The sequence below is a fragment of the Acinetobacter sp. genome (assembly GCF_036666595.1).
Lineage (GTDB): Bacteria > Pseudomonadota > Gammaproteobacteria > Pseudomonadales > Moraxellaceae > Acinetobacter.
Genome location: NZ_JAVWVO010000005.1, coordinates 41,888 through 54,630, shown reverse-complemented (window position 1 = coordinate 54,630; position 12,743 = coordinate 41,888). Strand labels below are relative to the sequence as shown.

The window sequence follows — 12,743 nt, the reverse complement described above, 5'->3', positions numbered from 1 at the left end:
CACGTCGCAACTTGTCTTTGGTGTCACGCTCTTTTGAATGTTTTATGGGTTATGTTTGATTAAAATTTGCTGTGCCGCATGTTGTACTTGTTCAATCACGACTTTGAGTTCATTGAACCGCTTGATGGTTTCTTGAACAAACTGTTCATCTGCTTTACGACGCTCTTTACGTAAGGTTGAAACAAACTGTTCAAATGTCCCTGTTGCTTCTTGTAAGTTGGGTACACCGACATAGCGTGTTGCACCATACAGACGGTGTAGCACATGCTCCAATTGTGGGAAATCTTCCATTTCAATCAACTGCTTCATTTCATGCAGTTCAGTATCAAAACTGTCCATTAACATACGCAATAAGTCGACGGCTAAGTCTTCTTTATTGGCAGCCAACTGTAAGCTTTGCTGCCAGTCGAGCACCTTCGGATCGAGTGCTTCAATCACGATGGCTTTTTCAACAAGTGAGCCTTTGTTGAAGCGATCAGTGGTCCAATGGGTCAGGATTTGAATGAGCTGATCAATTTGAATAGGTTTGGTGACATAGTCATCCATACCGACTTGCAGTAGTTTCTGTTTTTCATCGGCCAATGCATGTGCGGTGAGGGCAATAATGGGCAAACGCTTGTGGTTTTCAATGGTTGACTCCAGCGCACGAATGGCACGTGTGGTGTCGACACCCGACATGACAGGCATTTGAATATCCATAAACACCAAATCAAAAGCTTTGCTGTTGTGTTCAGCGCGCTCTTGTAAAATCTCTAAGGCTTGTTGACCGCTTAAAGCTTTTGTTGTCGTGACATTCAACTCGCCCAGTAGGGCTTCAAGGACAATCAGGTTAGGGAGATGGTCATCTACCGCTAAAATATGTAAGCCTTGACCATTGAAGGACTCCATTTCGTCTTCTTCAAATAGCGGTTGATTACTGAGTAATTGAATCAAAGCACTCCGGCTGAGCGGTTGGTATAATGGTCGTGCGCGATATTCATTCAGCGTGGTCAAATCGAGTGACATCTGGTAACCATAAACCGCAAGGTTACCGCTATAACGCTGACGAATTTCTTTTAATAAGGCTTCGGTATCACCACTATGATCAACAATTAACCATGTATTTTCCACATCTTGAGGCAGTCTGTTGAGGTGGCTGAATAAGTCTAAAATTGAACTCGATTCTATGTGTTCCACAGCATAGTCTTCAAGATAATGACGCAGAATATTGGCCGTTGCAGGATGTGCCAAATACGAAACCACTTGCATGTTGCTAAATTGAGGATGTTCAACGTACTCATCTTCTTCATTGACCATAAACATTGCGGTAAACCAGAAGGTGGAACCTTTTTCGGTTGGCGCGCGTTCTTGGTTGTCCTCAAATCCAATTTGCCCTTGCATCAAATGCACCAGCTGTTTGGAAATCGCTAAGCCCAGACCTGTACCACCAAATTGACGCGTGACCGAAGCATCGCCTTGCGAGAAAGACTCAAACAGTTTTTTACGGTCGGTTCCACTGAGTCCGATGCCGCTGTCTTGTACACTAAAGTGCAATAGGCACTGTCCAATATCATCTTGTTCCATTCTTGCGCGGACGATGATCTCGCCATCAGGAGTAAACTTAATGGCATTGGAAATCAGGTTGGTTAAAATTTGTTTGAAGCGTAGGGCATCTCCAACCACATGCTTTGGCACATTGTCGGCATAGTAAAAGGCCATATCGATATGCTTTTGTGCAGCAAGAGGAGACAGCATATCCATAACATCAAAAATTGCTTCTTCTAGATCAAAAGTTGCAGTATCGAGTTCTAGTTTACCTGCATCAATTTTTGAAAAATCTAAAACATCATTAATCAGTGCCAGTAAGTGTGCAGATGATTTTCGGATGGTTTGTAAATACAGATTTTGATCATTGTTGAGGTTGTCTTGACGCAGTAAGAGGTGAATAAAACCGTCAATACTGTTCAGCGGCGTGCGCAGTTCATGGCTGATATTGGCCAAGAATACAGACTTGGACTGACTTGCTGAAATGGCTTGGTCACGCGCTTGACGATAGGTGATGTTTTGCACTTCTAAAGTGTCAAGGGTTCGACGTAAATCGTCTTCCGTCTGCTCAGTGTGTTCTTTCAATTCTAAAAAACTAAAATGCAGGCGTTTCACCACATTGGCAATATCGCGTTGTAGTAAGCGTAATTCACCGGTACTGTTAATCAGCATGTGCTGATCGAGGGTGTCGGCATTTAAACGTTGCAGCTGCATGCGAATTTCATACATCGGCGCAATCCAGCGACGCGAGTAGAAATTTAAACAGAGTAAAAGCAATAAGAGTGTCAACAGACCTGTCGCAATCAACACAATCAACACGCGATAACGGGCAATTTGTAAGGGTTGGTTATCTAATTCAACCACCAACTGTGCAGGCGTGCCTGTAAATTGGTTGATGGGTAAACCATATACCGTATTGCCTTTAAAATTCATCGGGCCAAAAAAATCAGTATTTTTTTTCAGCGCAGGCCACGGCGCTTGGTCTTGGTAGCCAATGCTAAGTTTGTTATTACCTTTGTCATCAATAATTGCGGCACGAATCAGATGTTTTTCATCTAACATCTTTTGCATCAAATAACGTGCATTTTCATACTGCCAAGGGGAGGCATTCACCAAATTGATCGCCGCTTCTGCATCTAGCTGGTAGCGCGTTAAAATCGCTATCGCCATTTGTCGCTGCTGGGCTTTGGCGGCATTTGAAGTTTCGGTAATAACCAGTAATGCACCTACACAGGCCAAAATCATAATCGGCACGAAAATAAGTGCAATGAGCTGTCCATAAGCATGGTTTAAGTGCAGACGATTAAATAACTTTTTATTGATATTTGACATGGTGCAAGTGATTTATTCCCTATGCTTTGAAGTGTAGCACGCTTTATAAAAAATCGATGGTGCTTTAATCACTTTCACGAAAAAGCACGCTAAATGGGTGCAGGGACAGGTATTTTTCCATACAATAGGCGCACCTCGATCAAGGTAAAAAGAATGAGTACTACATCCACTGATTTTCAAGCAGACGAATTTTTGTTAGATCACTATGTTGGAAAAACTCCACTGGTGCGTTTACAGCGTCTGGCTAGTCACACTCAAGCAACAGTATTGGCAAAGTTAGAAGGCAACAACCCCGCAGGTTCTGTCAAGGACCGTCCCGCGTATAACATGATTATGCAAGCGGAAAAGCGAGGGCAAATCCAGCCGGGCGATACCTTGATTGAAGCGACCAGTGGAAATACCGGCATTGCATTGGCGATGGTTGCTGCGATGCGTGGCTATCAGATGAAACTGATTATGCCCAACAACATGAGCCAAGAACGTAAAGATGCCATGCGTGCTTATGGCGCGGAACTGATTGAAGTGACCAAAGAACAGGGTATGGAAGGTGCACGTGATTTGGCTTTGCAAATGCAAGAACAAGGCAAAGGGCATGTACTCAACCAGTTTGGTAATCCTGATAATGTTGAAGCACATTATTTAACGACTGGGCCTGAACTTTGGCAGCAAACAGATGGCAAAATCACTCACTTTGTGAGCTCAATGGGCACTACAGGTACCATTATGGGCGTCTCTAAATATCTCAAAGAGATGAACCCAGACATTCAAATTATTGGCTTACAGCCATCAGATGGTTCAAGTATTGCTGGGATTCGCCGTTGGCCTGAAGAATATTTACCAACGATTTTTAACCGCAGTCGGATTGATCAGATTATGGATATTCCGCAAATTGAAGCGGAAAAAACCATGCGTAAATTGGCGCAAAAAGAAGGGATTAGCGCAGGAACTTCTTCAGGTGGTGCGGTGTGGGCATCGATTAAAATTGCTGAAGAAAATCCTGGTGCCGTCATTGCGTGCATTATTTGTGACCGTGGTGACCGTTATTTATCGACGGGTCTTTTCTCTGTGGTTGATCCTGAATAAAACGAAAAATAGAGTCTTAGATATGCGCTTACCTGTTCTCACCTTTGATATTGAAACCATGACTGATTTGAGATCGGGGGCGCATTTATATGGTTTAGATTTGCCTGAGGCTGATTTGGAGGCGGCACTGACCAAGTTGCGTCGCCAAGAGTCAGGCATGGATTTTCAGCGTTTAGCATTGCATGAAATTGTGTGTATTTCAGGCTTGTGGCTGGATGACCAAGGCCAGATGAAACTCTTTTCGTTTAGCCGTGAACAATATTCGGAAGCAGAAATCCTCAGTAAGTTTTTATCTATATTTGATAAGCGTTTACCGACTTTAGTGAGCTGGAATGGCGCTCAGTTTGACTTACCTGTAATTATGCTTCGTGCTATGTATCATGGTTTAACTGCACCTGCGTTGTTCGATCAGGGCGAAATTGACGCACAAAAGCGCTATAATAACTATCAGAACCGTTATCATCAGCGTCACATCGATCTGATGGATGTGATGGCAATGTTTAATGGACGTCATTTCCAAAAGCTAGATGATGTTGCCCATTTATTGGGGTATCCCGGTAAACGAGGTGATGGGGCTTATCATGTACCTGAATATGTTCGGGCGCAGGAATGGCTCAAACTCACCAGTTATTGTGAAGGTGATGTGCTAAATACATGGCTGGTGTATTTGCGTTGGCTCTTGCTCAAAGGGCAATTGCTAGCTCAAGACCACCGTCATTTTATCGATCAAACCATCCAGTTTTTACAGGTTCAACCGCAGCATCAAGACTTTTTGTCGGTGTGGCGTGAGACCTCACAGCAGACGGCTTTTACCGCTGCCGATTTTTCCCCTTCCCATCTTTAGGTACACATGAAACATAGAGCCAAACCTCGTCCAACTCAACAGCCCAGTTATATTTTTCAGGTTGAGTCACTTTCGCATGAAGGACGCGGCATAGCGCACTATGGTTCGCATCCAGACCATCCTGCGGACAAGCAGGGTAAAAAAGTCTTTATTAGCTATGCATTGCCGGGTGAAATGGTTAAAGCGCAGATTACCCATGCGGTAAAGCGTTTAGAGGAAGCCGATGCTATTCAACTCCTTAGTGAAGCCTCTACTTTTCGTGTTGAGCCGAAGTGCCCGCATTTTAAAAGCTGTGGTGGCTGTAATATGCAGCACATTCATCCCGATGAACAAATTCGTTTAAAGCAAGAAGTGCTTAAATCGCATTTGCAGCATTTTGCGGGGATTCAACCTGAAGAATGGTTGCCGCCTTTGCGCTCTTTACGTGAAGACTACCGCCGTAAAGCGCGCATTGGGGTGCGTTATTTGCCGCACAAAGATCAATTGGTCGTGGGTTTTAGAGAGCGTCAAACCAATAAACTGACTTCAATTGATCGTTGTTTGGTGTTAGATCAGGAGTTTGGTTCGATCACACGCTTAAAGCAGTTACTCCAAAGTCTAACAGCCAAAGCAGCCATTGGTCATATAGAATTGGCTATGGGAGATTGTGACATCGCCCTCACGGTGCGACATACTGAAAAATTAAACACAGAGGATGTCAACCGATTAAAACAATTTGCGTTAGACAGAGGGTGGCAATTGTATTTACAAGCTGCAGGCCCAGACAGTCTAAAGCGTATGGATGATGAACATGCAGAGATGCGTTTACATTATCGTTTAAATGATTTTGATGTGGCATTTGGATTTAACCCACACGACTTTACTCAAGTAAACTCAACCATTAACCCGCAAATGGTGAAATTGGCATGTGACTTGCTAGATTTAAAACAAGGAGAACGTGTTCTCGATTTGTTCTGTGGTCTAGGAAATTTCTCTTTGCCTTTGGCTCGATGCGTGGGTGCAACAGGACAAGTGGTTGGTGTTGAAGGCAGTGAAGAAATGGTTCAACGTGGTGCAGAAAATGCGGAACGTAATGCTCTTGGCCAGTTGAAGTTCTTTTCACAAGATTTAACAAAAGATTTCTCGCATCATTCTTGGGCAAATCAAGGATTTGATGCATTATTGATAGATCCTCCACGTGCAGGCGCAGAGGAAATAATGCATTATATGCCTAACTTTGGTGCAAAAAGAATCGTTTACGTGTCGTGTAATCCAGCGACACTCGCAAGGGATGCGGGGCTGTTGGTACAACAGGGTTATCGATTAGTCCAAGCCGGTGTGATGGACATGTTTACCCACACAGGTCACGTTGAGTCGATAGCATTGTTTGAAAAAGATAATGAGATAAACGATTAAAGAATATGAAGCGTAAAAGTGTAGGAGAAGGGTATGGTCACAGTACGTGAGCAACTACCTGGGCGACTCAATGAGTTGTCTCAGGAGGCGACTGTAGAGCATGCCGAACAAGCTCAACATGATTTGGCTGAATGGTTAGATCGTGTTCGAAGCATATTAGATGATGCGAAGCTTGAGCAACTCGAAGAAGTTGCCAATTTGACTTTACAAAAAGAGTTAGAAACCACGGTTAATCATCGTTCCAATACCTTTTATACCGGTATTGAAATGGCGGATATTCTGGCCCATCTACATGTCGATGAAGACACCTTGGCTGCTGCGATGCTCTATCGTGGTGTACGCGAAGGCGTGATTCCTTTGGCGGAAGTACAAGAGCATTTTGGCGAACAAGTGCATGCGCTGGTCAAAGGCACTTTGGCCATGGGTAAGTTGTCCGACCTCATTGAGCAGAATAAACGCCTCGAAGATCACTTTAATAACAATCAGCGTGAGCATTTAAACGGCATTTATAAAATGTTGATTTCGGTGACGGAAGACGTGCGCGTTGTATTGATCAAATTGGCTGAGCGAACTTATGCACTGCGTGAATTGGCGACTTCATCTAAAGAACGTCAAGAGCGTGTCGCACGAGAAATCTTAACCATTTACTCACCTCTGGCGCACCGTTTAGGGATTGCACAGTTAAAGTGGGAACTGGAAGATCTGGCCTTTCGCTATTTAGCACCTGATCGCTATAAAGAAATTGCGACGCTGCTGAATGAAAAGCGACTGGAGCGTGAGCAATATATTCAGTTTGTGATTGATACTTTGCGTGCATCTTTGAATGAGCATGGTATTGAAGCTGAAATTAGTGGCAGGGTAAAACACATTTATTCGATTTATCGAAAAATGAAAAGTAAGAACCTGAGCTTCGATCAGCTCTATGACATTCGTGCTGTTCGAGTCTTGGTTAAAACCGTACCTGAGTGCTATCACTCGCTGGGGATTGTGCATCAAATTTGGCGGCATATACCGCATCAGTTTGATGACTATATTACCAATCCGAAAGCCAATGGTTACCGCTCACTGCATACGGCTGTGATTGCGGAAAACAAATCACTGGAAGTTCAGATTCGTACTAAGAGCATGCATGAAGAAGCAGAGCTTGGGGTGTGTTCGCACTTTAACTATAAAGAAGGCGGTAAGAATACCGATCGCTCTTTTAACCATCGTTTACATTCATTGCGTGCAGTACTTGAACACTATCAAGAGCGCAATGATGCGAATGTACATAAGTCGGATGAAGACTCTGAAAATTTTGAGCAAATTCAAGATTTTGAGGATTTTGAGAAGATTTATGTATTTAGCCGTGATGGCGATATTAAAGAGCTCCCACGTGGTTCGACCGTACTAGACTTTGCTTATCATGTGCATACTCAAGTCGGTAATAAGTGTTATGCCGCGCGAGTGAATCAGCGTTATGTTCCGCTAACTTATACTTTGAAAACGGGTGAGCAAGTTGAGATTTTAACCAAGAAAGACCGTGAGCCAAACCGTGATTGGTTGGTGAACTCTTTAGGTTATATCAAGACGGCACGTGCGCGGGACAAGCTGCGCCATTGGTTTAGACAACAAGACCGCAGCAAAAACTTGGAAGTGGGCCGTGACCTGCTCAACAAAGAACTTTCGCGTTTAGCAATTCACCCAAAAAGTATTGATTTGAATGATTACTGCAATCATTTCAATGTCAAAGCGGGTGAAGACATTCTGATTGCACTGGTCAATGGTGACATTAGTCTGCATGCCTTGATCAATCAGGTGAACCGCCATATGCATTTGGATCAGGACGAACCTGAACTGGTGCTGAAGCCGACGTTGAATCCACGTGCTAGTCATACCTTGTCAGCGCATGGCATTCTGATTGATGGTTTAGATAACGTTGAGCTGCATGTGGCGCAGTGTTGTCAGCCTGTGCATGGCGAGTCAATTGCGGGTTATATCACCTTGAACCGTGGGGTGAGTATTCACAAAGTGGCATGTCCTGACTACTTACGCATGATTCAAAATGAACCTGAGCGTGCAGTAGAAGCCGATTGGGAAATGCAGCCAACACGTGGTCAGAGTGTGCAAATTGTGGTGGAAGCTTATGATCGTCGTGGTTTGCTCAAAGATTTGACCCAAGTGATTTTCTCCGATCAAATCAATATTCGTCAGGTCAACACCATCTCTGAAGCAGACGGTATTGCCAATATGAAATTGTTGATTGAAGTTAAAGGTTTATCGCAATTATCAAAACTGTTGGCGCGGTTAGAGCAACAACCGGGCATTATTAGTGCGCGCCGTTTGGTGCAAGGTAACTAAGCGAATTGAAAAGAAAAAGCCTGCAATTGCAGGCTTTTTTTATTTAGAAAGGTACAAATTAGTCAGGCGGTTGAGAAATTGAGGACTAATTTTACTCAGTTGAAATAAAACCTTGGCTTTGGCACCCACGGCTTGATGGGTTGCAGTAAGTGCCGTATCTTTTGCAACAGCACGTTGAAAAACGTGTTGAGCTACATCTTCTGCAGTTAAGTGTACCCCCATGTTTTGAATACTCTTCGCTTGCATATCCTGTACCATGGCAGTTTGTACAAATAGCGGCATGACATCTAATACGCGAATGCCATATTTCTGCCATTCGGTATCTAAGCCTTCGGTGATGCCACGTACCGCAAACTTACTGGCAGAGTACGAGACTAAATCGGCTTGACCATAGATCGCTGAGGCTGAAGAAAGATTGATGATGCGGGCAAAATTTGCTTGTTTGAGATAGGGCAATGCAGCGTGACAGCCATTCAGTACGCCATTGACATTGATCGACATGGTTTTGTGATGTGCGCTGATCTCTGTTTGTTCAAAAGGCCCTGAGAATAGAATTCCTGCATTATTGACCAAGATATTGAGCTCGCCCGCCCATGCGACAAACTCGGCTAAAGCAGTTTGCCAGTCTTGATAGTTGGAAACATCGAGCTGTCCTGCTTTGGCATTTGGGCCGAGGCTGGCTGCCAGCTGTTGGGCTTGAGCGCTATTGATGTCATAAATCCCTACTTTATAGTGATGTGCATAAAATAAGCGGGCGATGGCCGCACCAATACCTTGGGCTGCACCGCTAATCAAAATACTGCGCATTGAAATGGCTCCTTGTTGCTCTTTTTCTTGATGTTATTGTTGTGATTGGATTGAGCATAACAAATGAATGCCGTCATAATGTAATTTTTATCAATATGATTTTTGAAGAGAGATAAACATGGAACAATTGCTGAACGTGATGCGTGAATTACGTGAAAAATGTCCATGGGATCAACAGCAAACCCCAGAAAGTTTAACCCGCTATGCCATTGAAGAGGCTTATGAAGTTGAAGCTGCTGTGCGTTCAGGTAAAGCTGATGAGGTACGTGATGAGTTGGGTGATTTACTGCTACAGGTGGTGTTCCAGTCACAAATGTATGCCGAGCAAGGGGCTTTTAATTTTCAAGATGTGGTTCATGCCATCACAGAAAAACTAATTCGTCGTCATCCCCATGTCTTTCAAGCACAGCAGTTTTCAGCTTTGTCTGCCGAAGATGTAGGCGAGCTTTGGAAGCAAATTAAACAACAGGAAAAGCAGGGTAAGGCACAGTCACGATTAGACAGCATCAAACATGGTCCAGCCTTACAACAAGCGGAACAGATTCAAAAAAATGCAGCACAGATCGGTTTTGACTTTCCTGATGTGGCCGGTGCATATGCCAAGCTTGAAGAAGAGTTAGCTGAACTGAAATATGCGGTTCAACAGCAAAATTCCGATGAAATAGCAGATGAATTTGGTGATTGTTTATTTTCAATGATCAATGTTGGACGTAAACTGGGCGTCTCAAGCGAAATGTCGCTTTTAAGTACGATTCATAAATTTCGTACTCGTTTTGCTTTCATTGAAGATCAAGCATTGCAACAACAAAAAAAGATTGAGCAGATGTCTTTAGAAGAGATGGATCAACTGTGGGAGCAAGCCAAATTACAACTGAAATAATAAAAAGGGTGGCTTGAATTGATAAAAATAAAAGTAAGTTTGTTGATCATTGCGTTGTTATTACTGAGTTTGCTGGCTTGGATACCCAGTAGTTATGCGCAGTCGTTTGATCAGAACTACCTGAACTGGAAAGCAGAGCAGCAGGCGTGGGATGATCGTATTCAAACACCAAAGAGCGTGAAACATTCTGTGTCTCCTGTTCAGGCCCAACCTGTATCGAGTGCAAATAAAATTAGTTTAAATCAAGCCAGTGTCGATCAACTACAGCAACTTCAGGGTGTGGGCTTAAAAAAGGCACAGGCAATCGTGGCCTATCGCCAGAAACAAGGGCCATTTAAGACCATAGATGAGCTACAACAGGTGCGCGGGATTGGACCGGCAATTTTTGCAAAAAATAAAACTCGTTTGGGCTTGTGAAAAAAGCGGTGTCATTTATTCGTGAATTGATCAGAATCCTGCTTTGCTTTCGATAATCAAATTGCCCTTTGATTGTGTTAGATATATGATTAGCGTCATCTTAGAATTTTACGTTTAGGCGTAGGAGACAGCGGCTTTTGCAAACTTTGCGCGCGTCAAAATGTGGTTTATCAACCGCTCAATTACCTTCTTACATTTTAGATGTGATCGATGCATTAACTAAGGCAGGCTATGAAGCGTATATCGTCGGTGGCGGTGTCCGCGACATGATGCTTGGCCTAAATCCCAAAGATTTTGATGCAGTGACCAATGCAACACCGTCACAGGTAAAAGAAGTTTTCGGACGACGTTGCCGTATTATCGGGCGCCGTTTTGAGCTTGCTCATGTCTATTCAGGTCGTGAGTTGGTTGAAGTGGCAACTTTCCGTGCACCGCCGAAGAAAGAAGTCACCTCTGCGCAAGGCATGATTTTGCGTGATAACAATTGGGGTACGATAGAGCAAGACTTTGCTCGCCGCGATTTTTCAATTAATGCAATGTACTATCAGCCACGCAAGGGCGTTGTCTTAGATTTCTGTCATGCTGTGGATGACATTAAAAATAAAACCTTACGTCTACTAGGCGATGCACAAACGCGTTTTGAAGAGGATCCTGTGCGAATGCTGCGGACTTTACGTTTTGCTGCAAAATTAGGTTTCTCAATCGATCAGCAAATTCTCGACGTTTTCACCTTGGAAATGACGCAGTTGCTGCGTGATGTTTCGCCGCACCGTTTATATGATGAATCTCAGAAGCTGTTCACGATGGGGCATTTAAATCGTGTGTTGCCAATGCTGATTGACTTCGGCATTTGGAAGCAGTTATTTGCAGATATCCAACCGAATATCACCCCATTTATTGAACGTGCCGCTAAAAATACCGATCAGCGTATTCAAGTGGGCAAAACCATCAATCCTGCATTTTTCTATGCGGTGTTGTTATGGCAGCCGTTCTTAGAGCGTTGTGAGTTTTATAGTAGTAAAGGTGTGGTTGCGGCTGAAGCTCGTGCACAAGCGGGACTTGATGTATTAAAACGCCAAGCCACGCGGACTATTATTCCGCGCTTTGCCGAAACCTTCATTCGTGAAGTGTGGGAAATGCAAACCCGTTTACTCAACCCAAAAGCACAGCAAATTCAAGCTTTATCTAGCCATGCACGTTTCCGTGCAGGCTTTGACTTTTTGTTGCTTCGCGAAAAATCCGGTGATGACGGTACGCTTGGCATGGGACAATGGTGGGATGCCTATCAGTTGATGAGCACCGATGAAAAAGAACGTGCCATTAGTCAATATAATCGCCAACGTGCAAAATCACGTCGCAGTGGTAAAGCAAGTGCTGAAGAAGCGGCGATTGCCAAAACGGTAAGTCATGAAATTGAGCCTTTGGTGCAAGAGCAAGAATCACGCAGTCGCCGTGCACGTAAACCGAAGCAACACGCTGAAGCTCGTACCCAGACTGGTAAGGGAACAGGTCACAGCTCAACCGAGATTGGTGCAGATCACCCGATTTTAAAACGTAAGCGTGTTCAACGTGATTTAAGCAGCGTGATTTTTGGACCGACACAATGAGCATCGTCACGTACATTGGTTTAGGTAGTAACTTAGGCGACTCTAAAGTGATTTTGACTGAAGCGGTGCACAAGTTGGCCAGTCTTGGCGATGTGAAGATCTCCAAGCTGTATCAAAGCCCACCGATGGGGCCGCAAGACCAACCCAATTATTTAAATGCCGTGGTGCAACTCAGCACAAACTTGGCACCGTTGGCTTTGCTGGATGAGCTGCAACGTTTTGAACAAGAGTCGGGACGTGTACGTTTACGCCATTGGGGTGAACGCACTTTAGATTTAGATTTACTGATCTATGCAGAAGAGAAAATTCAGCATGAACGCTTAACCGTGCCACATGTCGGTGTGATGGAGCGTGATTTTGTGTTGATTCCATTACTGGATTTAAACCCCAATTTACACATTGATGGTATTGCGTTGAAACAGTTGCCCGTTGTACAACAACCCACGTTGAGCGTGCTGGATGCAGGCAATTGGGCAGAGATTTAATTTAGCCGAGCTAAAGATGTTGAAAGGAA

At 44.0% G+C, this 12,743-nt stretch carries 10 protein-coding genes; 8 read left to right on the top strand and 2 right to left on the bottom strand.

Features of this window, described 5'->3' with window-relative positions:
- Positions 1-42 precede the first annotated feature (42 nt).
- Positions 43-2,856: an ATP-binding protein gene (locus RR876_RS08400; RefSeq protein ID WP_332477266.1), complete on the bottom strand. Its 2,814-nt coding sequence runs from the start codon at positions 2,854-2,856 to the stop codon at positions 43-45.
- Positions 2,857-3,009: 153 nt separating this feature from the next.
- On the opposite strand from RR876_RS08400, the gene cysM reads away from it, so the two are divergent.
- From cysM to RR876_RS08380, 4 genes are read left to right on the top strand one after another with little or no spacing between them, the layout of a single operon-like run.
- Positions 3,010-3,939, top strand: a complete 930-nt coding sequence (gene cysM, locus RR876_RS08395; RefSeq protein WP_332477267.1) for a cysteine synthase CysM — start codon at positions 3,010-3,012, stop codon at positions 3,937-3,939.
- Between the two features lie 22 nt (positions 3,940-3,961).
- Positions 3,962-4,783 (top strand): 3'-5' exonuclease, encoded by an 822-nt coding sequence (locus RR876_RS08390; protein WP_332477268.1) that lies wholly within the window; start codon positions 3,962-3,964, stop codon positions 4,781-4,783.
- A 6-nt stretch (positions 4,784-4,789) separates the two neighbouring features.
- Entirely contained in the window at positions 4,790-6,178 is a 1,389-nt protein-coding gene (gene rlmD / locus RR876_RS08385; RefSeq protein ID WP_332477269.1) for a 23S rRNA (uracil(1939)-C(5))-methyltransferase RlmD, read from the top strand.
- 33 nt (positions 6,179-6,211) lie between these two features.
- Positions 6,212-8,518, top strand: coding sequence for a bifunctional (p)ppGpp synthetase/guanosine-3',5'-bis(diphosphate) 3'-pyrophosphohydrolase (locus RR876_RS08380; protein ID WP_004979149.1), 2,307 nt, complete (start codon positions 6,212-6,214; stop codon positions 8,516-8,518).
- A 39-nt stretch (positions 8,519-8,557) separates the two neighbouring features.
- On the opposite strand, the gene RR876_RS08375 is transcribed toward RR876_RS08380, so the two are convergent.
- Positions 8,558-9,325, bottom strand: a complete 768-nt coding sequence (locus RR876_RS08375; RefSeq protein ID WP_332477270.1) for an SDR family oxidoreductase — start codon at positions 9,323-9,325, stop codon at positions 8,558-8,560.
- A gap of 118 nt (positions 9,326-9,443) precedes the next feature.
- On the opposite strand from RR876_RS08375, the gene mazG reads away from it, so the two are divergent.
- The 4 genes from mazG (at position 9,444) to folK (ending at position 12,714) form a co-directional block, all read left to right on the top strand.
- Positions 9,444-10,205, top strand: a complete 762-nt coding sequence (mazG, locus tag RR876_RS08370) for a nucleoside triphosphate pyrophosphohydrolase (protein ID WP_224467410.1) — start codon at positions 9,444-9,446, stop codon at positions 10,203-10,205.
- Positions 10,206-10,223: 18 nt separating this feature from the next.
- Positions 10,224-10,622 (top strand): ComEA family DNA-binding protein, encoded by a 399-nt coding sequence (locus RR876_RS08365; protein ID WP_332477271.1) that lies wholly within the window; start codon positions 10,224-10,226, stop codon positions 10,620-10,622.
- Between the two features lie 137 nt (positions 10,623-10,759).
- Positions 10,760-12,229, top strand: coding sequence for a polynucleotide adenylyltransferase PcnB (pcnB, locus tag RR876_RS08360; protein ID WP_332477272.1), 1,470 nt, complete (start codon positions 10,760-10,762; stop codon positions 12,227-12,229).
- Positions 12,226-12,714, top strand: coding sequence for a 2-amino-4-hydroxy-6-hydroxymethyldihydropteridine diphosphokinase (gene folK / locus RR876_RS08355; RefSeq protein ID WP_332481854.1), 489 nt, complete (start codon positions 12,226-12,228; stop codon positions 12,712-12,714). The genes pcnB and folK overlap by 4 nt, the downstream gene beginning before the upstream one ends.
- The last annotated feature ends 29 nt before the right edge of the window (positions 12,715-12,743 follow it).

Excerpts from the sequence above, each read along its gene's own strand:
- cysM (WP_332477267.1), top strand. The coding sequence starts at position 3,010 with ATGAGTACTACATCCACTGATTTTCAAGCAGACGAATTTTTGTTAGAT.
- RR876_RS08380 (WP_004979149.1), top strand. The coding sequence starts at position 6,212 with ATGGTCACAGTACGTGAGCAACTACCTGGGCGACTCAATGAGTTGTCT.
- RR876_RS08390 (WP_332477268.1), top strand. The coding sequence starts at position 3,962 with ATGCGCTTACCTGTTCTCACCTTTGATATTGAAACCATGACTGATTTG.
- folK (WP_332481854.1), top strand. The coding sequence starts at position 12,226 with ATGAGCATCGTCACGTACATTGGTTTAGGTAGTAACTTAGGCGACTCT.
- RR876_RS08400 (WP_332477266.1), bottom strand. The coding sequence starts at position 2,856 with ATGTCAAATATCAATAAAAAGTTATTTAATCGTCTGCACTTAAACCAT.
- mazG (WP_224467410.1), top strand. The coding sequence starts at position 9,444 with ATGGAACAATTGCTGAACGTGATGCGTGAATTACGTGAAAAATGTCCA.
- RR876_RS08375 (WP_332477270.1), bottom strand. The coding sequence starts at position 9,325 with ATGCGCAGTATTTTGATTAGCGGTGCAGCCCAAGGTATTGGTGCGGCC.
- rlmD (WP_332477269.1), top strand. The coding sequence starts at position 4,790 with ATGAAACATAGAGCCAAACCTCGTCCAACTCAACAGCCCAGTTATATT.